Source organism: Alcaligenes aquatilis (assembly GCF_003076515.1).
GTDB lineage: Bacteria > Pseudomonadota > Gammaproteobacteria > Burkholderiales > Burkholderiaceae_B > Alcaligenes > Alcaligenes aquatilis.
Genome location: NZ_CP022390.1, coordinates 748167 through 772142, shown reverse-complemented (window position 1 = coordinate 772142; position 23976 = coordinate 748167). Strand labels below are relative to the sequence as shown.

Here is a 23976-nt window from a genome sequence, read left to right as displayed (position 1 = left end):
CCAACGCAATCAGGGAACTGGCTTTTCATCGTTAGCGAGATTCTTGCGAAAGAAAGCAAGCACTGTGCTATTGAGCTCCGTATGGAAGACCTGACGGTCAAACCCAGGGGGATCTGAACAAATTTCGGGGGCCCGCTTCGCCATTTCGGGAGTGCACGGCGCTAAGAAAGCAAAATGTTCGGCAGCAGCCACGGTATGAAACTCGACTCTTTCTGACAATGCGTGAGCGATGGCAGCAACGCTTTCGGGCGTTACGCCATCACCACCCTGCTCAGAGCGCCAGAGTTGCACGGGCACCTTCACATTTTTGAAACTCTCAACCGTGAAAAAGTCACTGAGCGGATCAGCGACCACGGCAGCCTTGATGCGCGGATCATGGGTAAGTGTCAGCAATTCCCCCTGTTTCGCCTGCTCGCAGGCCGGGTTGTCTTTGTGTTTGCATAACAACTCACCAAGTGGATTGGCACCGATGCTAACCAACCCGGTGTAGCCGCCACGTGAAAACCCAAAAAAACCGACACGCTGGGCATCAAGCTTGGGCGCATCGGGCCATGAGTCAAGCATGAAGTCAATCAAACGCCTGATATCAGTTGGCCTTTCGACCAACACAGACAGGTCTCCGTAACGCCTTGGATTCAGTGCGTTGTCACCATGATTAATGGCGGCAACGACAAAACCAGCATTCGCCAAAGTCTCGGCAATGCCCCGATGACCAAGGAACGTGCCACCCCAACCGTGCGAGATCACCACGAGCGGAAGATGGCGACCAACGACTGGGCAATCCTTGGCAACGGACATGACGTAAGGACCAATCTTTACCTCCTCCAAGGGCTGCGAACATGGATACCAGACAGCACCTTTTAGTGCAGGACTATCCGATTCGGCCGGAATTTCAATACGATGAAAGCCAGCCGCATGGGCAACGATCGTCGTAAAGCTCAAAGCAGCAGCAAGAACAAGTTTTAGAGGATGCATTTATGTATTTTATTCTGAATATGAATCATCCTTAGCGCAAAACTGGACTTCGATTTTTATCTATTTGCTCATGATGTAGGCTGTTCACAGGGAGCTAAATAATTTCACTCTGTCTGAACGCAGCTCACCCCGCGACGATAGGTGCCTATACCCGGCCCACCTCGCTACACAAAGCTCTTGGCATGGATCGCAGACCTCGATGTCGCACTACCCTATTACCATTTCCGACGCCAAACAGCCCGCCATTGGCATTGGGTGACAGAAACCCAAAGGAGGCCTTTCCTTGGCGAAGGTGACGCACAACAGTTCCTGAAGGGTAAGAACACGCCGAGTCAGAAATGCAGACAAGTGCTCACACCGAGCTGCCCACCGCCTGGGCGCCTTCGCGTAGCAATGAAATTGATAAGCAGCCAAAAGAAAAGACAGGCAAGACGGGGAGCTGCTTGAAAACAGAGAAACAGCAACACTTATGTTTGAAACTGACTCACTCTGCCGAGCAGCACCACTCCAAAAACAAAAAAAGCCCGCAGTTACGCGGGCTTAGCGGCTTTTTATGCCATCAAGTGCCTGGCCGTGCCAGACGGGGGATCATTCCCACTCAATCGTCGCTGGCGGCTTGCTGCTTACGTCGTACGTCACACGGTTAATGCCACGCACTTCGTTGATGATACGGCCAGAGGTACGCTTGAGCAGCGAGTATGGCAGTTCAGCCCAGTCAGCCGTCATGAAGTCGGTTGTCTGTACTGCGCGCATGGCAACAACGTATTCGTAGGTACGGGCGTCGCCCATCACGCCTACGCTTTTCACGGGCAGGAAAACAGTGAAGGCCTGAGAAGTCAGGTCGTACCAGTTCTTGCCGGTTTCTTGGTCGACGGTGTTGCGCAACTCTTCGATGAAGATGGCATCAGCTTGGCGCAGCAGGTCTGCGTATTCGCGCTTGATTTCACCCAGGATACGGACACCCAAGCCTGGGCCTGGGAAGGGGTGACGGTAGACCATTGCGGGTGGCAGGCCCAGGGCTACGCCCAGTTTGCGCACTTCGTCTTTGAACAGTTCGCGCAGGGGCTCCAGCAACTTCAGGTTCAGCGTGTCTGGCAGGCCGCCCACGTTGTGGTGGGATTTGATGCCAGTGGCTTTACCGGATTTGGCAGCGGCAGATTCGATGACGTCCGGGTAGATTGTGCCTTGGGCCAACCAGCGGGCGTTGCTGAGTTTCGCGGCTTCTTCCTGGAAGATTTCCACAAATTCGCGGCCAATGATCTTGCGCTTGGCTTCTGGATCGGTAACACCGGCCAGTTTGCCCAGGAAGCGGTCGGAAGCGTCGATATGGATGATTTTCAAACCCATATTGTCGGCGAAGGTGCTCATGACTTGCTGGGCTTCGTTCAGACGCAGCAGGCCGTGATCCACGAATACGCAGGTCAGCTTGTCGCCGATAGCCTGGTGGATCAAAGCGGCAGCAACGGAGGAATCTACACCACCGGACAGGGCCAAGATAACTTCTTCGTCGCCAACTTGTTCACGAATATTGGCAATAGCCTCTTGCACGTAGTCCGGCATGTTCCAGTCGCCCACGCAACCGCAGATGTCGCGCACAAAGCGTTGGAACAAGGCAGCACCTTGGACGGTATGGGTGACTTCGGGGTGGAACTGGACAGCATAAAAGCCGCGATCTTCATCGGCCATACCGGCGATGGGGCAGGTGGGCGTGGAAGCCATCAGCTTGAAGCCAGGGGGCAGCGCGGTGACCTTGTCACCGTGGCTCATCCAGACTTTAAGCATGCCGTGGCCTTCTGCCGTGGTGAAATCCTGGATACCGTCCAGCAGCTTGGTGTGGCCGTGAGCGCGGACTTCGGCGTAACCGAATTCACGCTTGTCCGAGCCTTCCGTAACGCCACCCAGTTGGCGGGCCATGGCTTGCATGCCATAGCAAATGCCCAGAACGGGTACGCCGGCATTAAAAGCAGCAGCGGGCACTTGAAGGGCATCTTCGGCGTAAACAGAAGCGTGGCTGCCCGACAGAATGATCCCTTTCAGGCCTTCTTGGGAACGGATGAATTCATCGCTGACATCACCGGGGTGAATTTCACAGTAAGCACCGGCTTCGCGTACACGACGCGCAATAAGCTGGGTGACCTGGGAGCCGTAATCAAGAATCAGAATTCGCTGGTGCATGAAAGTATCGAGCCAATAATAAAGCGGTAAAGGATCTATTTTACGCTGTGTAGCGCCGCTTAGGGAGCCGCAGAAATACTCCAGGCTGAAATTGTCCTGCATCACTGGTATTCATGCGGCAAGGCAGCTACAGTACATGCAGCCATTTTGGGAGTTTCAGCATGTCTTCGAGTCGTACCCCTCATCCGAGCGAGCTCAATGAACACCATGAATCCCGACCTGCACAGGCCGGTCCACAGCAAAGCGGCGGCAGCTATATCCCTGTTCCCGGTCCCGCCAGCGATCGCTCGCACAGCTTTGCCTACGAATGCCAGGAAGATACCGACGAGGTATCCGACAGCCTGACGTTTGTGCTGGTTCATGGCGCCTGGCATGGTGGTTGGTGTTGGTCCCGACTGGCCTCACGGCTGCAGGCCAAAGGCCATAAAGTCTATACCCCTACGCTGACCGGCCTGGGCGAACGCAGCCACTTGCTCAACCCAAACATCACCCTGAATACCTTTGTGGACGATGTCGCTAATTTGATACGTTGGGAGGAACTGTCCAATGTCATTTTGGTGGGCCACAGTTTTGGTGGACTGGTGATTAGTGGTGTGGCCGATGTCATGCCCCGTTGCATACGCCATCTGATTTATCTGGATGCCTTTATCCTGCCCAATGGTACGAGCACGTTTGATACCCTACCTGAAAAAATGGTGGAAAACATGATCGCCTCGGCCGGCCAAAGCACAATCCCCGCCGTCCCCCCTCCTCCCCTTAGCGCGTTGGGCTTGCATGCTACAGAGGATTTGCACTTCGTTGGAAACCGCCTGACGCCGCAGCCGCTTAGCGTTTACAAATCGGCTTTGCTATTGCAAAACCCGGTTATCGGCAATTCCCGGCCCTGCTCCTATATTTCCTGCACGCAGCCGACTTTTCGCGGCGTAGACACGTCTCGCGAGTGGGCCCGCCAGCAGAAGGATTGGGAGTTCCGTGAATTGGAAAGCGGACATAGCGCGGCGATTACCCACCCGGATCTGCTGAGCCGCTTGCTGTTAGAGATTGCAGACTAGTCAGCCTGTGGGAAAACCTGGCCGCCAGGACAATAGAATTTGCGTGGAGCACTTTCTCATGTCGCCGGACAGCGGCGGCCCTCATGCACTCAATGGTATCGACCTGGAGCCAAGCCTCTGAATAACAAGCTTACGGCCCAACTTTTCAAACCCTACCATAAGCGCTATTCCCCAAAACGGCTTCTTCAATAAACTAAAAAACCTGAGTCCTTGCACTGGACTCAGGTTAAAACACATCATGACCAGAATCGGCTATTGAATCGATTCAATCCTTCTCCCACGCAGCGTCTGCGATATGGAAAAGCAATCAAAGCGAAAGAAGCTATTTCTTAGGCTTACTAGGTTTAAGGGCTGACGTATTTCCAGGGGTTTGTTTGTTGTCACGACGACGCTGATCGAGCTTACCCGTTGATTTGGCAACAGGTTTAGGGCCAGGCTTAAGTTCCATACATACTCTCCTTTACATATCTGAATGATGAGTAAAAACAGGAAAACAAGGAGCGAAGCTAGTCATGAAAATCGCGTTAATTGTGCAGGCCGCTAGATACATTACCCGCACGGTGCTCCACACGATAAGCCATGGTAATAGAGTTTGACTGTTGTGCCAGCATCCCCAAACAGTTAGCTAGCCACCTTCACGCCCTGATCAAAAACAAGGCCACCCTCTATCATCCGATCAGCCAAATTTGACATAAAAAAAACCGCCAACCCAAAGGCTGGCGGTTTCTGGCATGCAAGAGACTGGCTAAGATCAGTCCGCGCGGTAGTTCGGCGCTTCCTTGGTGATCTGCACATCATGCACGTGAGACTCACGTACGCCCGCAGCCGTAATTTCCACGAACTCGGCCTTGGTGTGCAATTCCTCAATGGATTTGCAACCGCAGTAGCCCATGGAAGCACGGATGCCGCCAATCAGTTGGTAAATAATGGCAATAACACTGCCCTTGTAAGGTACACGGCCTTCAATACCTTCTGGAACCAGCTTGTCAGCGTTGTTCGAAGGATCCTGGAAGTAGCGGTCAGCCGAACCATCAACCATGGCGCCCAAGCTACCCATACCGCGATAGGACTTGTACGAACGGCCCTGGAACAGCACCACTTCGCCGGGAGACTCTTCGGTACCGGCAAACATACCGCCCATCATGCAAGCGGATGCACCCGCGGCCAAAGCCTTGGACACATCGCCGGAGAAGCGGATACCGCCGTCAGCGATCAAAGGTACGCCAGTACCTTCCAGTGCCTTGGCAACGTCAGCAATTGCTGTAATTTGAGGGACCCCCACACCGGCCACGATACGAGTCGTACAAATAGAGCCAGGACCGATACCGACCTTGACGCAATCTGCACCGGCCTCGACCAGAGCACGAGCGGCATCAGCGGTAGCAATGTTGCCGCCAATAACCTGAATGCGAGGAAAATTCTTCTTGACCCAGCGAACGCGTTCGATAACACCACGGGAGTGACCGTGGGCAGTGTCCACCACCACCACGTCCACACCGGCTGCGGCCAGTTTTTCGACACGTTCTTCGGTACCGTCACCCACACCGACCGCAGCGCCAACGCGCAACTGACCGTGGCTGTCTTTGCTGGCCAGAGGGTGCTCGGTGTTTTTGACAATATCCTTAACCGTTGCCAGACCACGCAGCTGGAACTGATCGTTAACGATCAGCACGCGCTCCAGGCGGTGGCGGTGCATCAGGGCCTGCGCCTCGTCCAGCGTGGCGCCTTCGTGCATGGTGATCAAACGCTCTTGAGGCGTCATGACATCACGCAAAGGCAGATCCAGGCGGTCTTCAAAGCGCAGGTCGCGGTTGGTAACAATACCTACCAACTTGCCGGCTTCCACCACAGGCAGACCGGAAATTCCGTGTTGACGCTGCAGATTGATGGCATCGCGCACCTTCATGGTGGGCGTGACAGTAACCGGGTCAATCACGATACCGAACTCGTGACGCTTCACACGTGCAACTTCACGTGCCTGGGCATCAGCCGTCAGGTTCTTATGGATGATCCCAATACCGCCTTCCTGTGCCATGGCAATAGCCAAGCGCGCTTCGGTTACCGTATCCATGGCAGCCGAAACCAGCGGAATATTCAGGGTGATGTCCCGCGTAAAGCGGGTGAGCAAGGATGTATCACGAGGCAGAACCTCGGAGTAAGCGGGAACCAACAACACATCGTCGAAGGTCAGTGCTTTCTTGATGAGACGCATGCTTTTATAACTCCGTCCAAAAATCGATTATACGCGTAAGCAATTACGCAATCCAGACCCGAGCGTTGCGAAACATCCGCATCCAGGGAGTAAATCCACCATTTGCCATCTGATCAGCCCCCTGATCGGCGGCGCCCCACTGCTCTGGCGTCCAGGACATCATGACGTTACGCGTCACGCGTTCCGGGTGAGGCATCATGATGGTAAAGCGGCCATCTGCCGTGGTGACACCCGTCAAACCGTAAGGGCTGCCGTTGGGGTTCAGTGGGTATTGCTCGGTGTGTTGACCACGGTGATCCACAAAGTGAACCGCAGCAGCGACCTTGGAGACATCGCCTTGACGCTGGAAGTTGGCAAAGCCTTCACCGTGAGCAACAGCCACGGGCAGGCGCGTACCTTCCATGCCCTTGAAGAACAAGGATGGCGAAGCAGCGATTTCCACACTGGAGAACCGAGCCTCATACTTTTCCGACTGGTTACGGGTAAAGCGTGGCCAGAACTCCGCACCTGGAATCATGGGAGCCAAGGCAGCCATCATCTGGCAACCATTACAAATACCCAGACCGAAGGTGTCGCTGCGACCGAAAAAGGCTGCAAACTGGTCGGACAATTGATTGTTGAAACGAATGGTCTTGGCCCAGCCTTCACCCGCGCCCAGAACGTCGCCGTAGCTGAAACCACCCACAGCCACCATGCCCTGCATGCCTTCCAGCGATGCGCGACCCGACAGCAAGTCGGTCATGTGTACGTCCACAGCCTCGAAACCGGCGGTGTCAAATGCCCAGGCCATTTCGACTTGGCTATTGCACCCCTGTTCGCGCAAGATTGCCACGCGGGGGCGCTTGCCGGTAGCGATGAAAGGAGCAGCAATATCTTCCTGCGGGTTGAACAGGACGCGCGGCGTAATACCGGGGTCTTGCACGTCTTCCCAGCGATCAAATTCAGCCTGTGCGCAAGCGGGGTTATCGCGGCGCTCCATGATGCGGCGGCTAACTTCACTCCACTGTTGTGCCAGTTCCACACGAGGGGCCTGGTAAATGCAAGCGCCATCACGGTAGAACTCGACCTGATCGGTCTTGTTCAAGCCACCAATCACGTGGGAGTGGGCCGACAAGCCCGCTTCACGCAGGGTTTGCATGACCTGATCACGCTGGGCCAACGGCACCTGAATAACCGCACCCGCTTCTTCATTGAACAAGGCACGCAAGGTGATTTCATCACGCTGTACGGAAACCTGTTCGGCGCGAATCTTGTAGTCACCCCAATCGGCAGCATGCGGATCGATGGTCAGCATATCCAGGTTCACGGACACGCCTGTGTGACCGGCAAAGGCCATTTCGGCCACAGTCGCGGCCAAACCCCCGTCGGAACGGTCGTGGTAGGCCAGAATCAGATCCTGGTCGGCCAATTGGCGAATCACCTTTACAAACGCCAGCATGGCTTCGGCATCCTGCATATCCGGTACGGACTGGCCAACCTGATTGAAGGCATGAGCCAATACGGAGGCGCCCATGCGCTGCTTGCCCTGCCCCAAGTCGATCAAGACCAGCGCGGTGTCGCCCACATTGGTTTGCAGTTGAGGGGTCAGTGTGCGACGCACATCGGCCACTTGGGCAAAAGCGGTCACAACCAGGGAAACGGGCGAGATCACCTGACGGGATTCACCGTCTTGTTCCCAACTGGTACGCATGGACAAGGAGTCCTTGCCCACCGGAATGGACAGACCCAGGCTCTGGCACCACTGGCTGACAGCCTGAACGGTGTCGAACAAGGCAGCGTCCTGGCCATCTACACCGCAAGCGGCCATCCAGTTGGCGGACAATTTGACGTCTTTCAGGTCACGCACATCGCTGGCGACCAAGTTAGTCAGGGCTTCAGCCACAGCCATACGGCCCGAGGCAGCAGCGTCGATCATAGCGCTAGGGCTACGCTCGCCCATGGACATGGCTTCGCCACGCACGCCTTCAAAATCGGCCAGCGTCACAGCACAATCGGCCACAGGCACTTGCCAAGGGCCAACCATCTGATCGCGGCTGCACAGGCCACCCACACTGCGGTCGCCAATGCTAATCAGGAAAGTCTTGTTGGCCACGGTGGGGTGGCGCAGCACCCGGTGCATGGCTTCAGTCAAGGGAAGAACGGTCAGGTCCAACTGTTCGGCCACGCCGTCCAGACGCTTGACGTCACGCTCCATGCGCGGGGCTTTACCCAGAATCACATCCATAGGCACGTCAACAGGACGCTCCTCGATGCTTTTGGGGGTGTGCACTTCGTCCACACCCGGCAGGCCCTCGCCGAAAGTCACGCGCAATTGACGCTCTTCGGTTGCCACGCCCACTACAGCAAAGGGGCAACGCTCACGCTGAGCGATACGCTCGAAGCGCGACAAGTCCTGGGGCAGAATGGCCAGGACGTAACGCTCCTGGGATTCGTTGGACCAGATTTCAGCAGGCGACAGACCCGACTCTTCCAACGGAACGCGAGTCAATTCAAAAATGGCGCCACGCTCGGCATCGTTCACCAGTTCAGGGAATGCGTTGGACAGACCACCCGCCCCCACGTCGTGGATGGCAATAATGGGGTTGTTCTGGCCTTGCTGCCAGCAGCGGTCGATCACTTCCTGGGCGCGGCGTTCCATTTCCGGGTTGCCACGCTGCACGGAGTCAAAATCCAGTTCGGCACGGTTCGCCCCCACACCCATACTGGAAGCAGCACCGCCACCCATACCAATACGCATACCGGGGCCACCGAGCTGAATCAGCAAGGCGCCCACGGGTAGCGGGTCTTTGTGAGTCAGGCGATCGTCAATCGAGCCCAGACCACCGGCAATCATGATGGGCTTGTGGTAACCCCAGCGCTGATCGCCTGCCGTTTGTTCAAAGGTACGGAAGTAGCCCAAGAGGTTAGGACGACCAAATTCGTTATTGAAGGCAGCACCACCAATCGGGCCTTCAATCATGATGTCCAGCGGGCTGGCGATACGGTCAGGAATGCCATGGGAGTCTTTTTCCCAAGGTTCCATTTGCTCAGGGAAACACAGATTGGACACGGTAAAGCCAGTCAAACCCGCTTTGGGCTTGGAACCACGACCGGTTGCGCCTTCGTCCCGAATTTCGCCACCGGCACCAGTAGACGCACCAGGGAATGGAGCAATTGCGGTGGGGTGATTGTGGGTTTCCACCTTCATCAAGGTATGCACCAGCGCGTCATGGCGCTGATACACGGGCTCGTTGGCCTGATCGTTGATACCGGCGTGGAACAAGGTGGCAGGGCCACCCGTCATGATGGCAGCGTTATCCGCATAGGCCACCACGGTGTTTTCAGGCTGAGCGGCGTGAGTTTCGCGGATCATGCCAAACAAGGTCTTGCCCTGGTTTTGACCGTCAATTACCCACTGCGCGTTAAAAATCTTGTGACGGCAGTGTTCGCTATTGGCTTGTGCGAACATCATCAGCTCCACATCGTGCGGGTTACGACCCAGACGTGTGAAGGCATCCATCAGGTATTCAATTTCGTCCTCGGACAGCGCCAGGCCCATTTCCTCGTTGGCCTGCTTCAAGGTTGCCACGCCACCGCCCAGCACATCTACGGTCTGAATAGGTTTGCCTTCCAACTGCGTGAACAGGTCCTGTCCGTCAAAATCCAGGCCCACTACCGTCTCGGTCATGCGATCGTGCAGCAAGGCAGCCAGTTGCTCCAGCTGCGCCTGATCCAGCTCTTTAGCGCCTAACAAGCCACGCTTGGGGGTGATGATGTAGCGCACGCCACGCTCGATACGGCGTACCGCTTGCAAGCCACAGTTATGGGCGATGTCAGTCGCTTTACTGGCCCAGGGCGAGACGGTCCCCAAACGAGGAACGACTCGCAGAACCAGGGCGCCTTTAGGCGGCTCAGGGTCCAGCGCAGGCAGACCATCGTCCAGCAGATCGCTCAGGTGCTGGCGCGCACTGGCATCCAGACCGGACTCTTCAGTCCAGACATAGTATTCGTGCAAGGCAAGAATGTCGGCAACAGGCAGTTGGCGCTGCTCGACACGCTCTAGCAAACGCTCACGACGAAATGCGGAGAGCACGGACGAACCGGGGAAGTACAGGATTTGGCTCACGATACGGGAGGGGCAAAAAAGGTGGGAGAAATAGAAAACACGCCATTTTAACCGGAAGCGACACAAGAGGTCACATCGGCAAATGGCGTGCAGAAAAAGGGAAGATTCAGTTCAAACAAAGGTGACGCGACCCGGGCTGAAGACACAGCGCACCCGACAAGCTCGACAAGAGGTCTTGAGGGGCCGGAGCGATTGGCGCCCCGTAATCTCCAATACGGACCCGGTACGGCGTTCAAATCGGGCTGTCTCCATCCAGATCAGGGGCTGGCGCAGGCTCGGGATAGGACACTTCCAGAATATCCAGCTCTTCCTTGCCAGCCGGGGTACGCAGCACCACGGTGTCGCCTTCACGCGCTTTGATCAGAGCGCGGGCCACCGGAGAAATCCAACTGATCCGGCCTTGCAGCGGCTCGGCCTCGTCCACCCCCACAATGGTGATGGTGAACTCTTCGCCCTGACTATCGCTATAAACAACCGTTGCGCCAAAAAACACCTGATCAGGATTGGGCTGCAAGCCGGGATCGACCACCTCGGCAATTTCCAGACGCTTGGTCAAGAAACGGATACGGCGGTCAATTTCCCGCAGGCGCTTTTTGCCGTACAGGTAATCGCCGTTTTCGGAACGGTCACCGTTGGAGGCCGCCCACGAGACAATCTGCACCACTTCGGGACGTTCTTTGTTCATTAAATGCGTCAGTTCGCCACGCAAGCGGCGGTAGCCCAAGACTGTCATGTAATTCTTGGTGCCACTGGGCAACGCACTGGCCGGGGAGTCCAGATCGTCGTCATCGTCCTGATCGGACTCTTTCACAAAGGCTTTATTCATCGCTTTCAAGGCTCCTGCTAGAGCCACTCCTGCCAAACGGGTTTCAACCCCGAGGGCAAAGGTGGTAGACCGCCTAAATCCACACGCCCTTCGTTGGGACCATGAAAATCCGACCCACAGGACACTTCAAAACCATAGCGACGTGCTACCTGGGTATACACGCTGTATTCCTGCGGTGTGTGGCTGCCCGTCAGCACCTCAATACCCACGCCGCCCAGTTCTAGAAACTGGGCATATAAGGCATGACTGCGGGTATCGTCCAATTCATACCGTGCGGGGTGAGCAATAATGGCCTTGCCGCCAGACTCGCGTATCCAGCCCACCGCCTCTTCCAGCCTGGCCCAGACCGTTTCTACTGCGGCGGGCTTGCCATCTGCCAGATAGCGGCGAAAGGCTTCATTCATATCAGCGCAATATCCTTTCTGCACCAGGAAACGGGCAAAGTGCGTACGGCTGATCAATTCAGGGTTGGCCGCAAATGGGACGGCCCCTTCATAGGCATCGGGGAAACCCAGATTTGCCAGGCGCTCACCCATTTGACGCGCGCGCTGTCCACGGCCAGCACGCACATCATGCAGCGCCTGCTGTAAGGCAGAATGATCGGGGTCCACCCCCAAACCCACAATATGAATGGTCTTATTTGCCCAAGTGACGGAGATTTCCACCCCATCCACAAAACACATGCCCAGTTCCTCGGCATAGTGCCGGGCCAGTTTCAAGCCACCGATTTCGTCATGATCCGTCAGGGCCCACAGTTTCACACCGTTAGCATGCGCACGCGCGGCTAGCTCCGCCGGGCTGAGCACACCATCTGAATAAATGGAATGGCAATGCAAATCAACGGGCAAGCGGGCCTGAACACTCATAAGGGGCTATCCAGCAAGAAAATAGTCGATGGGGTCGATTTGCTCGGCATTGCGCAGCATGGGCGCATGCCCCACATTGGGAATGGTCACCAGTTGCGAATTGGGATTGCGCTGCAACATGTCCTGTACCACTTCCGGTTTCAAAAGATCGGACTGTTGGCCGCGTACGATCAGAACCTTGTCAGGCAAACTTTCATAAGCGCCCCACAATAAAGCCTGTGCCGCGTCCAAATCCACGTCCGCCTGGTGAGCAAAGGCAAGCGACAGGCGCAAGTCGTAATGGCGGCGCCATTTGCCTTCATGCTCCACAAACACATGGCGGGACATTTCCGCCCACTCTTGGGCCGAATGCTCGCCAAAGGAAGCCGAAACAGAGCGTACATACTCCACCGCCTGCTCGAACGTATCAAACAGCACGGACTGACCGACGTACTCACTAATGCGTTGCAAGCCTGTCATATCCAGCACCGGGCCTACATCGTTCAGAACGACTCGACCCAAGGGCAATGTCAGTGGCTCGGTACCCAGACCGGGGCCGGGGCGAGCCGGACGCAACAAGGCCGACATCGTTTGCGCTCCGTGTAAGCCCAGGGCAATCAAACCGCCCATGGACGTGCCCACCCAATCCAGTCGCGTCGGTTGCAAACGGGCAATCAGCACCAACATGTCGGCGACGTATTGGGGGATAGCGTAAGCGGTCGGGTCAATCAGCCAATCCGAGCGACCACGCCCGACAATATCGGGGGCTACTACGCGGTAGCGTTTAGACAGACGCTGGGCCAATTGATCAAAATCCCGGCCCGTGCGCGTCAAACCATGCACGCACATCAAGACGTGGTCGTTACTTGGATCGCCCCACTCCCAGTACGCCATACGGTGCGTACCCGAGGCACTGGCACACATAAGCCAATTAAGGCGCGGCTCCTGAAGATCAGTTGTCATGAACGCTCAGACCAGAATTTGACGGATAAAGAACCATTGTAGCCCAGCCCGAAGGCTTTACTGTGCCGTTTCTATCCTGCTGTCAGGGTGGCACAGGAGATTGCCAGTAGCGAGCATAGCGATCACGCTCTCCAAAATAATAGAGCGCCGAGGGGCGCGACTCCACCGTCAGGGCACCCCATTGATCAGTACGCAAGAATAAAGCGCCGGACCGTTCCCAACGCGCTTGTACCAACGGATACGGATGGTTAAAGCGGTTCCACCAACCCAATTGAGCAATCGCCAACCCGGCCTGCATCTGTTTGACGAAATGCGCCCCCGAGGACGTGCGGGACCCATGATGCCCGACCACCACGACATCAATAGGTCCCAAACCCGCCGCCACAATGGCCTGTTCCTGTGCCACGCCCGCATCGCCCAACAGCAAGGCACTGTGTCTGTGGCCCTGGACCTCCAGCACACAGCTAATGGCGTTTTTGTCTTCCTCGCGCCCATAGGCAGCCTTGAAACTGGCCTCGTCAGCAGGCGGCCACCAGAACCGGAAACGTACACCGTCTACCTCCCAGCTCACATCCTGCTCGCAACGCAAGGCCTGCTGCGGGCGCATAGAGGAGCCAGCAGGCACACTCAGTAAACGCTCCTCCCGACTCAAATGAGCGTCCAGGTCAAAGCTGCTATAGGAGCGACCAACCGGCACCGCCGCTAATACGCTGCGCGCTCCACCCACATGGTCCATATCCGCATGAGACAGTACCAGCGTGTCTACCCGCCCTATTCCCTTGGCCTTCAACCAAGGCGCAATGCTGCGCTTGCCCTCATCAGAATCGGGGCCATAGCGGTTTCCAACATCAAATAACAACACCTGACTTCGAGTACGCAGCACCACGGCACTGCCTTGGCCGACATCCAAGGCGAACAGGTCCCAATCCCCTTCCTGTAACAAGGAGGGGCGTAAGGTCAGTGCGGGCAACAACAAAGACAAGCCGCTCAAACGGGACACGAAACCTTTAGGCAAGAGCATCAACAAGACCCCCAGCAAAGCCAGAACCGTCCACGCCCAATGCTGGGCAGGCACGGGCACGCTGGCAAGACTGTGCTCGGCCAACCAGACCGTAGGCTGCATGGTGAAGTCCAACACCGCATGAGCAAAATAGGCGACAGATTCGCACCAGGTCGGCGGGGCCTGCAGCGCCGCCAGAAGCAACAAGAGCAGCACCAAAGGCGTCACAATCGAACCAATCAAGGTGATGGCGTAGGCGTTCGCAGGCAAGGAGGCTAACGAAATCTCATGAAACAAGGGCGCCAGTGCTGGCAATAAAGCTAAAGTGATCAGCACTTGCAGTTGCGTCGCAACCCAGATTCGCCGCCCCCAGCGCTGCCACCACGATCCCGGCTGCGGCACTTGCCCCATCAAATAGCCAAAAGCAAACAGCACGGAAACAGCGGCGAAAGAAAGATAAAAACCCGTGGTCAACCCCGACCACGGATCGTGCAAAACCACACAAAGGGCGGCAATCAGCAAGGTACGGCTGGCTCCCAAATGCAATCCCCGAATACGGCAGACGCCCAGCACCAGCAACATCAAAAACGTACGCTGCGCGGGGACGCCCCAGCCCGCTATCACGCAATACGCGCCCGCTGCAGCAATACCTATGTAAGTGGCGGCAACTGGAGCGGGTATCTGTTGGGCCAATACCCAGCGCCCCCAACGAAGCCGTCGCCAGCACCAGGACACGACCGCAGCCAGCAACACGGCCAGGAACGTTACGTGCGTGCCGCTGATGGACACCAAATGCGTCAGCCCAGTGCGATTGAAGATCAGCCAATCCGACGGGGCAATACTGGCCTGGTCACCCAAAGACAAGGCCAGCATCACCCCGCCCCAGCGCCGTTCTTGCACATAGGGCCCCAACGTGCCGCGCAAATGGTGACGCAGGCGCTGCGTCCAGGTGGACCAGGACTGCGCCGGATCAAAGGCCAAGCGTTCGGGCTGACCTCGCACACTGCCCACCGCCCGCCAGCCCTGAATCATGGCATGACGTTCCGCATCAAATCCATGGGGATTGCGCGCCCCTTGAGGCGGGCGTACTAATAAAGACATACGCCAGCGTTGACCGGGCATCAACTCCGGAAAGTGCTGCACAGGCGGTTCGCGGTATAAGGACCGATGACCTTGAGCCGCAGTCCAGCGAACCAGAATCTGCTCGGGCAGACCGGGGGGCTGAGAGCGCAAGACCTTGGCCTGAAACTGTCGGTAGTTCGATCCGGCCTGTATCAAGGACTGAATTTCCAGCTCTACCCGGCTGACTTTATTGATATCCGCTGCCGGGACAAATTGAGCAAGTCGATCTTGTATATGCCAAACGCTATAGCCTGCCCCCACACAGGCGAAGACCAACACGTAGAAAAAAGAAAAACGCTGGGCCAGCAAAAGGCTCAAAACAGCGCCACCCATCCACAGCCAAACAGGAAAAGCAAGATAAGAAGGCTTCAGGAAATGGGTGAATGTTGCTGCAAGCACAAAAGCGGCTAAACACGCACGCCCTATCATGGGCACTGCCCTGTCATCGCGAACTCCATGCAAATCTATAGCGTAGAGTTCAAGGCTGCTTCAGACCGCTGGGAAAAGGACTCTTTGCTCACATCGGCTTATACCCATAGACAAGAAGACCCTCTTAGCTAAAAGATGGACTATGTGCAAAGACACAGGCAAAAGTAGCAAGAAGAAGAGCAGGAAGTTTCACCGCAACCTTAGTGGGCAGAGTTAATGGCAGCGGCCTGCCCTAAATAGAGGCAGCGATAGAGCCGGGGGAATGATGAGGCTGAGGAAAAGGTAAGAAACGAGAAAGCTAGATGGCTTGAGATGAAGCGATTGGACAAGCAAGCACAAAGTCAGCCTCAAACACCTCAGACTGCAGAAAAACAGTCCCGACAAGCTAAAAAAAACTGAATTCAGCTTAAAGCCCTTGGCTAGCTAAAAACGCATCCAGTCGTGGCAAGACTCGTCGTGCTGTCGCCCCGGTCTGGGCAATAACGTCGGCCACGTCCATCCCTCTCAGTAGCGCCAGACTTTCCGCGATACCCTTCACTTCAGCCGGCTCATTACGAACCGAAGCCAGCGGCGTTCCCGGCTCCACCAGCCAGGACGGCGCCAGATCCGGCGCATCGGTCTCCAGCACCATATCAGCCAGGCTCATGTCCTGCGCCAGACGGCGAATCTGCTTGGCCCGGCCAAAGGTCATGGCCCCGCCAAAACCCAAGGCACAGCCCTGACGTACAAACATCTGCGCCTGCTGCTCGCTCCCGTTAAACGCATGAGCGATTCCGCCTACTCCCGGAAACTGCCGCAGATATTTCAATACCCTATCCTGGGAGCGGCGTACATGCAGAAGTACAGGCAGGCCATAGCGTTGCGCCATGGCCAATTGGGCTTCATACAACCATTCCTGATGACGGCTGGCCTGATCGGTTTTCAGCTCTGGCACAAAGTAATCCAGACCGATTTCACCCAGAGCAACAAAACGCGGATCATCCAGACGCCGCTGGATTTCCTGCTCCAGGGCTTCCAGATCCGCTGCCCCCGCTTTAGGTGTAAACAGGGGATGAATACCCAAGGCATACACACCACCGGGCGCCGCCATGGCTGTCTCGCGGGCGGCCTGAAAATCGAATACCCCTACGGAAGGCACCACAATCGAACAGACGCCCGCCGCACGGGCACGCTCAATGACCTGCTCTCGGTCTTGAGCAAACTCGGGAGCATCCAGATGGCAGTGCGTATCGATAAGCATAGCGAGACTCTCCCCCAAAACCAGGCCGAGCCGACAAGGAACGGGACGCGGCGCGACGGGCCACGTCCTTGCTAGCGATCAAGACCGACGATCGGCCTTGATTTCCTGAGTCAGGTAACCCTTGTCCATGACCAATTGACGATGGGCCAAAGAAGCCAAGGCCTGGTCATGGGTCACGATGACAAACGCCGTGCCGAACTCTTCATTAACCCGGCTTAACAGCTCAAACATGCCCTCAGCGGTGTAACGATCCAGATTACCGGTAGGCTCATCGGCCAGCACGCAGGCAGGTCGTGTCACCAAAGCACGCGCCAAGGCAACCCGCTGGCGTTCGCCCCCAGACAATTGGCCCGGATAATGATGCACACGCTGCGACAAACCCACTTGCTCCAAAAATTGCTGGGCCTGTTCGCGTGCGTCTGCACGCTTCATGCGGCGCACGATCAAAGGCATGGCCACATTATCGAGCGCATCAAACTCAGGCAACAGGTGGTGGAACTGGTACACAAAGCCCAACACTTTGTTGCGCAAGTGACTGCGCTCGCTTTCATTCAAGCTTTCCGTCTGGGTGCCGTTGACCTCGATGCTGCCTGTATTGGGTTTGTCCAGCAGACCCAACGCATGCAGCAAGGTACTTTTACCCGAGCCGGAAGCACCAATAATGGCCACCATCTCGCCACGGCACACTTCCAGATTTACCCCGGAAAGCACGTGGATGGTGTTGCCGCCTTCCTCGTACTGGACGCTGACATCACGGGCGCGCAAGACGGTTGGAGCGATAAGATCAGTCATGGCGCAGTACCTGTGCAGGTTGAAGCTTGGACGCACGCCAGCTTGGGTACAGCGTGGCCAGAAAGGACAGAACCAAAGAAACGATGGCAATCAGCACAATGTCGTAGACCTGCGGATTGGACGGCAGCTCGCTGATGAAGTAGATCTGCTGAGGCAGGAATTTACGGCCCATCAGGTTTTCAATAAAGGGCACGATGACGTCAATATTGTAGGCAATCAAGGTGCCCAAACCGACGCCCAGCAAGGTGCCCACCACACCAATCAAGGCCCCTTGCACCAGAAAAATACGGGCAATCTCACTGGGGGTAGCACCAATCGTGCGCAAAATCGCAATATCCGACTGTTTGTCTTTTACCGCCATCACCAGCGAGGACAGCAGGTTGAACGCGGCCACGGCCACAATCAGCGCCAGGATCAGAAACATCATGCGTTTTTCAGTTTGAACGGCAGCAAACCAGGTGCGATTATTGGCTGTCCAGTCGGACACCAGCACGTTACGCGGCATTTTGCTGGCCAACTCCTGAGCCACCATCGGCGCCTGCTGCATGTCTTTGATACGCAGACGCACGCCGCTATTGCCGCTGTCGCGGAAAATCTTGGAAGCGTCTTCCACGTTTACAAAAGCCAGGCTGGCATCGTATTCGTAATAGCCGGAAGAAAACACGCCGCTTACCGTGAACTGGCGCATGCGGGGCGAAAAACCGGCCGGTGAGATCGATCCTTGCGGAGCCATCAGCATGACCGTATCGCCCATGTTGACACGCAACTGATTGGCCAACTGCTCTCCCAACACAATGCCGAACGTGCCTGGCTGCAGACTTTCAAGTCTGCCCACCACCATTTGCTGGGCCAGCTCGGACACCTTGCTTTCCTGGTCAGGCTCAATGCCACGGACCTGCACACCCATCAATTGATTGCTGCGCACCAGCATGCCCTGCCCGGCCACATAAGGGGCCGAGCCCACCACCGCCGGATTGGTCTGGGCGTTTTGGGCCAGCGTTTTCCATTCATTCAACACTTGTTGATGGTCTGCATTGCGCACAATCAATTCAATATGCGGCAAGACCGACAGCATGCGATCGCGCACCTGAGTCTGAAAACCGTTCATGACAGACAGCACCACAATCAGCGCGGCAACACCTAAGGCAATCCCCGCCATTGAGCTACCCGCAATAAAGGAGACGAAACGGTCTTTTCGTCCCCCACGCCGTTTGCGGCCCTTAGCCAGGCCGGCATACCGCGCCCCAATCCAAAATTCGTATCCCATGCGAGCTGCTATCGCCTCAAAGAAAACACTACAATCGCTATCATGCAGATCGTAATCAACGGTGCGCTGCCGGAACCGGCCATCGCGCGCGAACTCATCAAACACTTGCCCCAGACGGCCCCTTCACTGGTTCAGTTACTGACTCAGGGCAAGGGGACGCTGTCGGTACGTGATCCGTCCGAGGACCTGTGCACGCCAGCACAATCCTGGCTTTTGCACGCCCATCACTTTACGGCGCACCAAGCCCAGCATCTTAGCGCAGGTCTGGCCCCTTTGCGGCTACGCCAGTTGAAACAAATCCACTCAGTAGCACCGGACCAAGCGGTCTGGCTGGCAGAGCTGGTTCACATCGCCCCTTCTCGCGAGGGCGCCATGCTGATACCGGCGCCACAACTGACCTTGTCCGAGTCCTATAGTCGGGCCCTGCTGGCGGCTATTGGCCCCTATCTTGAGGACACCGGCTTTCAGTTCGAGTACGTTAGCCCCGAGTTATGGCGCGTCACTCCACCGGCTGATTTTACGGTGCATGCGGCCTCTACAGAATTGGTCAGCCAAAGCAATTTGAATAATTGGTGGACACAGGATGTGCAAACCCGCCCCTGGCGCCGCCTGATCAATGAGTTCCAGATGCTGACCTTTGCGCTCCCGGACAATCAGGAACGCGAACAGGCGGGCCTGCCCAATGTGAACAGCTTGTGGCTGTTTGGCGGGGCCACCCCTCAACAGCTAGGCCCCGAGCCTGCCGGGCTGCGCATTATTGATGATTTGCAAGACAGCCTGATACGACAAGACTGGGGGCTTTGGCTGCAACAACTGGCCGAGCTGGATCGTACCGTGCTCGCCCCCCTCACGGCAGGGCCCATGCCTGAGCTGGTGCTGACCGGACTGGACCGCTACGCCCACGTCGGTCCTGCCTCGCGCCGTCTCTGGCCTCTGTCCCTGTTCAAACAAACCTCTAACTGGAGTCAGTGGTGGTCACCCCTATCCTGAAAAACCGTCCCGCCCAAGAAGCCGCCAGCCAAGCCCTGAAGCAGGCCGGGATTCACGATTTAATGGCCCGCTTGCTGGCCTCTCGGGGTGTGACCGATGCCGCCCAGATCGATCCGGCCTGGCGCAACATGATTCCGCCCAATATGCTGACCCAGGCGCGTGAAGCGGCCGTCTTGCTGGCCGATGCCATTGCCCGTCGGGATCGCATGCTGATCATTGCCGACTACGACTGTGACGGCGCTACCGCCTGTGCCGTGGGCCTGCGTGCACTTCGCAGCATGGGCGCTGTCGTGGACTTTCTGGTGCCAAACCGCTTTGAAACCGGCTATGGCTTATCACCCGCCGTGGTGGAGCTGGCTGAGCAACACCCCTCGGGCAAGCCGGATCTGCTGATTACGGTGGATAACGGCATTGCCAGTATTGATGGCGTGGAAGCCGCCCATATGGCGGGTATGAAAGTTCTGGTCACAGACCATCACTTGCCTGGTGATGAATTGCCCGATGCTCTGGCGATTGTGAACCCCAATCAGCCCGGCTGTGAATTCCCCTCCAAGAACCTGGCCGGTGTGGGCGTTATTTTTTACCTGATGCTGGCTTTGCGTGCCGAGCTGCGCCAGCGCGGAGTGTATGAAGCCAACGCCGGCCCACGCCTGAACGAGCTGGCTGATCTGGTCGCCCTGGGTACTGTGGCCGATGTGGTCAGCCTGGATGCCAACAACCGCCTGATCGTCACTCAAGGGCTGGAGCGCATGCGCAAGGGCCAGATGCAAGCCGGACTGCGCGCCCTGTTCCAGGTTGCAGGCCGCGATCCGCGTCAGGCCAGTGCCTTTGATCTGGGTTTTGCCTTGGGCCCACGCATCAACGCCGCTGGTCGACTGGCCGATATGGCCTTGGGCATACGCTGCCTGATCACGGACGACGAGGATGAAGCCGCCGATCTGGCCCGCGAACTGGAAGAAATGAACCAGGATCGCCGCTCGATTGAGCAGTCCATGCGCGAAGAGGCGCTACGCGCGGCCGAGCTGGCTGAACCGGACACCAGTGCCACGGTGTGCGTGTTTCACCCGGAATGGCACCAAGGCATCGTCGGACTGGTCGCCTCACGTCTGAAAGAAAAGTATTGGCGCCCTACCCTGGCCTTTGCCCAAGGTGACGAAGGCGAGATCAAAGGTTCGGGCCGTTCTATTCCCGACGTGCATCTGCGCGATGCGCTGGACTTGGTCTCCAAACGCTATCCCGGTCTGATTCTGAAGTTTGGTGGTCACGCCATGGCAGCCGGCCTGACCATTGAAGAGGACAATTACGATGTATTCGTGCAGGCTTTTGAGGAAGCAGTGCAGGAACTGACAGGCCGCTTTCAATTTGACCCTATCATCGAAACCGACGGTTCGCTGGAACCTGAACACATCAATATTACGGTGGCGGGCATATTGCAAAAACAAGTCTGGGGTGCAGGTTTTCCAGCGCCAGTATTCCGTGACCGGTTCTTTGTGCGCCAGCAGCGCCTGCTGAAAAACAAGCATTTGAAACTGAGCCTGGAGCGTAACGGCGAATACTTCGATGCCATTTGGTTCAATCGCGATACCTTGCTGCCCGAGCATATCGAGGCGGCTTATCGTCTGGATCAGAACGAATGGAATGGAAACGTCAGCGTGCAATTCATTATTGAATTTGCTCAGGGACAAGACTAGGCCTTATCGCTTCCGCCAATATTTCTCTTCCTGAACCGCTGCTTATGCAGCGGTTTTTTTACGATTTCACCCGAGCCGGCAAAGTCGCCAACACCAAGCCCGCCAAAGCCAGGATGAAAGCGTATACATGCACGGTGGTAAAGCTCTCGCCCAGCACCAGCACACCCACTGCCGCCGTGCCTAAAGGCATCAAAACCATAAATACGGCGGCTTGTGAAGCAGGCACGGAACGCACACCCGTCATCCACAGCCAAACCGTCCAGACACTGGCGGCCAGGGAATAAAACACCAGCAAAGGCCAGATCCAGCCTGCCGGTGCTGTGAAATCAAAATCCCAGGCGGCGTATAAGCCTAGCGGCGTAATCAGGGCCAGACTGCACAGATTGATAATGGCGCTGATACGCTTGGGGCTAAGCACAGCGGTCAAACGCTTGCCAATGACGGCATAGGCTGATTCGCACAAGACGGCACAAAAGATCAGTGCATTGCCCAACCACATTTTCCCCGTATCCAGTTGATCCACACCGTGGTCATCAGCCTGCACCAAAGCGAGCAAGGCAATACCGCCCATACCCAGGGCCAGCGATGCCCACGTACGCGGGCCTATGCTTTCTTTCAGAAAATACCAACTAAACAAGGCCACCATGCCGGGGATAGCTGACAAGATCACGCCTGCCGACACCGCGCTGGTCATGCTGATGCCCGTCACCATGCACAGGGTGAACAGAAAATTGCCCAGGAAGGACTCCAGAAAGATCAAGCCACGGGTGCGCAAATCCAACGTGGGTTCATTCGCGGGTTTACGTAGCCAGCGCAGCATCGCTAACCCACCAATCCCAAAGCGCAACCAAGCCAACAAGAACACCGGCAGTGCCGTCACCAAGGGCCGAGTCAAGGCGATATAACTGCCTACCAAAGACATGGACAAGGCCAAACAGGCGTAAGCCGCCAGACGTGATCCCGCTCTATTCACCCACCTTCTCCCAATACACACATTTGCAAGCAAGCTAATCAAAATACCCTGGTGACCAGGGTCTACAATACGCTCGAGCCCGGCCTTCCAGGATAAAAAAACATGGCCTGCCATGTTGCCCGTTTCGCCCACCACCCCCTGTACAACTGACCTTACCCAGATCTGCCCGTACAGCCCCGTGCTGCCAGCGCTTTATCCCACCCTACCGGAAAGTCGTATCGCCAGTCCTTAAGCAGGTCTGCGATGGACGGTCTACACCTGGCCCGCCCCATGCTGCTCCCCATAACAGACTAATCCGCACCACGCCGGCCTACCGGCCTGCCGTGCTCCTTGAAGGATATTTCATCATGCAGGCTATCGCCCGCCTGAGCCGTTTTGTTGGCAATACCTTTGCCATCTGGGTTCTACTGTTTGCCATTTTGGCCTTTTACTTTCCCGACCACTACCGCTGGTTAGGCGCTTATATTGTTCCACTTCTGGGCATCATCATGTTCGGTATGGGGCTGACTTTATCGCGCCAGGACTTCGCTGAGGTGTTCGTACGCCCGGGCCGAGTGGCTGTGGGTGTTCTGGGTCAATTCCTCATCATGCCCGTCTTGGCCTGGTCCCTGGCCTATGCGTTTTCCTTGCCGCCCGAATTAGCGATTGGCGTCATTCTGGTTGGCTGCTGCCCTGGCGGGACCTCATCTAACGTAATGACCTTCCTGGCACGTGGTGACCTGGCCCTGTCGGTTGCCATTACCTCGGTCTCCACTTTGCTGGCGCCTATCGTCACCCCCGCCCTGATTTACATGCTGGCCAGCCAATGGCTGGAGGTCAGCGCCTCGGCCATGTTCTGGTCCATTGTTCAGGTCGTGATTCTGCCCATTGCCCTGGGTGTTATTGTGCAGTCCCTGCTGGGCGAAAAAATCAAAGCGGGCGTGGCTGCTCTGCCCCTGGTCTCTGTCGTGGCAATTGTGGCTATCGTAGCTGCGGTTGTAGCCGGCAACCAGGCCAAGATTGCGACCAGCGGCCTGCTGGTATTTTCGGTCGTTGTCGTGCATAACACCCTAGGCTACATACTGGGCTATGTATTGGCCCGCCTGAGCGGCATGCCGTTGCCACAACGCAAAACCCTGGCAATTGAAGTAGGCATGCAAAATTCCGGTCTAGGCGTAGCTCTAGCCAGTGCCCACTTCTCGCCTCTGGCCGCCGTGCCCAGCGCCATTTTCAGTGTCTGGCACAATATTTCCGGTCCTTTGGTCGCGACGATTTTCCGCCGCATGGGTAATGGCAAGTAACCCTCTGCTGGCACGTTCAAGAACTTGATCCCGAGCCTA

Annotated in this window: 16 protein-coding genes; 4 read left to right on the top strand and 12 right to left on the bottom strand. The window is 56.7% G+C overall.

All coding sequences use genetic code 11. From position 1 onward, the window contains the following. Nucleotides 1–9: 9 nt before the first annotated feature. The gene (locus CA948_RS03595) at nt 10–975 is read right to left on the bottom strand and encodes an alpha/beta hydrolase family protein (RefSeq protein WP_108727342.1); all 966 of its coding nucleotides are present in this window, start codon (nt 973–975) and stop codon (nt 10–12) included. Nucleotides 976–1563: 588 nt separating this feature from the next. Continuing rightward, the gene (gene guaA / locus CA948_RS03590) at nt 1564–3150 is read right to left on the bottom strand and encodes a glutamine-hydrolyzing GMP synthase (RefSeq protein WP_094198327.1); all 1587 of its coding nucleotides are present in this window, start codon (nt 3148–3150) and stop codon (nt 1564–1566) included. Nucleotides 3151–3311: 161 nt separating this feature from the next. On the opposite strand from guaA, the gene CA948_RS03585 reads away from it, so the two are divergent. Beyond that, nucleotides 3312–4202, top strand: coding sequence for an alpha/beta fold hydrolase (locus CA948_RS03585; protein WP_108728698.1), 891 nt, complete (start codon nt 3312–3314; stop codon nt 4200–4202). Between the two features lie 751 nt (nt 4203–4953). On the opposite strand, the gene guaB is transcribed toward CA948_RS03585, so the two are convergent. The 9 genes from guaB to CA948_RS03540 form a co-directional block, all read right to left on the bottom strand. Then, nucleotides 4954–6414: an IMP dehydrogenase gene (gene guaB / locus CA948_RS03580; protein ID WP_094196447.1), complete on the bottom strand. Its 1461-nt coding sequence runs from the start codon at nt 6412–6414 to the stop codon at nt 4954–4956. Between the two features lie 43 nt (nt 6415–6457). After that, nucleotides 6458–10519 (bottom strand): phosphoribosylformylglycinamidine synthase, encoded by a 4062-nt coding sequence (gene purL / locus CA948_RS03575; protein WP_108727341.1) that lies wholly within the window; start codon nt 10517–10519, stop codon nt 6458–6460. 232 nt (nt 10520–10751) lie between these two features. Further along, nucleotides 10752–11345: a transcription elongation factor GreB gene (gene greB / locus CA948_RS03570; protein WP_094196445.1), complete on the bottom strand. Its 594-nt coding sequence runs from the start codon at nt 11343–11345 to the stop codon at nt 10752–10754. Between the two features lie 17 nt (nt 11346–11362). Beyond that, nucleotides 11363–12211 (bottom strand): PHP domain-containing protein, encoded by an 849-nt coding sequence (locus CA948_RS03565; RefSeq protein WP_094196444.1) that lies wholly within the window; start codon nt 12209–12211, stop codon nt 11363–11365. 6 nt (nt 12212–12217) lie between these two features. Further along, nucleotides 12218–13114 carry an alpha/beta fold hydrolase gene (locus tag CA948_RS03560; protein WP_108727340.1) on the bottom strand — a complete coding sequence of 299 codons (897 nt, stop codon included), beginning with the start codon at nt 13112–13114 and terminating at the stop codon, nt 12218–12220. A 121-nt stretch (nt 13115–13235) separates the two neighbouring features. Further along, complete coding sequence (locus CA948_RS03555) at nt 13236–15593, bottom strand: DNA internalization-related competence protein ComEC/Rec2 (RefSeq protein ID WP_238988645.1); 2358 nt, start codon at nt 15591–15593, stop codon at nt 13236–13238. A gap of 517 nt (nt 15594–16110) precedes the next feature. Then, nucleotides 16111–16944: a TatD family hydrolase gene (locus CA948_RS03550; protein WP_108727338.1), complete on the bottom strand. Its 834-nt coding sequence runs from the start codon at nt 16942–16944 to the stop codon at nt 16111–16113. 78 nt (nt 16945–17022) lie between these two features. Beyond that, complete coding sequence (locus CA948_RS03545) at nt 17023–17736, bottom strand: ABC transporter ATP-binding protein (RefSeq protein ID WP_108727337.1); 714 nt, start codon at nt 17734–17736, stop codon at nt 17023–17025. Next, nucleotides 17729–19003, bottom strand: a complete 1275-nt coding sequence (locus CA948_RS03540; RefSeq protein ID WP_108727336.1) for a lipoprotein-releasing ABC transporter permease subunit — start codon at nt 19001–19003, stop codon at nt 17729–17731. The genes CA948_RS03545 and CA948_RS03540 overlap by 8 nt, the downstream gene beginning before the upstream one ends. Before the next feature lie 42 nt (nt 19004–19045). Here CA948_RS03540 and CA948_RS03535 point away from each other — a divergent pair, with 42 nt between their 5' ends. Both CA948_RS03535 and recJ read left to right on the top strand, forming a co-directional pair. Beyond that, nucleotides 19046–19993, top strand: a complete 948-nt coding sequence (locus tag CA948_RS03535) for a hypothetical protein (RefSeq protein WP_108727335.1) — start codon at nt 19046–19048, stop codon at nt 19991–19993. Beyond that, nucleotides 19975–21684, top strand: a complete 1710-nt coding sequence (recJ, locus tag CA948_RS03530) for a single-stranded-DNA-specific exonuclease RecJ (protein WP_108727334.1) — start codon at nt 19975–19977, stop codon at nt 21682–21684. Before CA948_RS03535 ends, recJ begins: the two co-directional genes overlap by 19 nt. A gap of 58 nt (nt 21685–21742) precedes the next feature. Here the strand turns inward: recJ and CA948_RS03525 are convergent, their stop codons facing one another. Continuing rightward, a complete protein-coding gene (locus tag CA948_RS03525; RefSeq protein ID WP_108728697.1) occupies nt 21743–22657 on the bottom strand; it encodes a DMT family transporter in 915 nt (304 codons plus the stop codon). Nucleotides 22658–23004: 347 nt separating this feature from the next. Between CA948_RS03525 and CA948_RS03520 the strand changes: the two genes are divergently transcribed. Then, complete coding sequence (locus tag CA948_RS03520; protein WP_094196435.1) at nt 23005–23937, top strand: bile acid:sodium symporter family protein; 933 nt, start codon at nt 23005–23007, stop codon at nt 23935–23937. Nucleotides 23938–23976 lie beyond the last annotated feature (39 nt).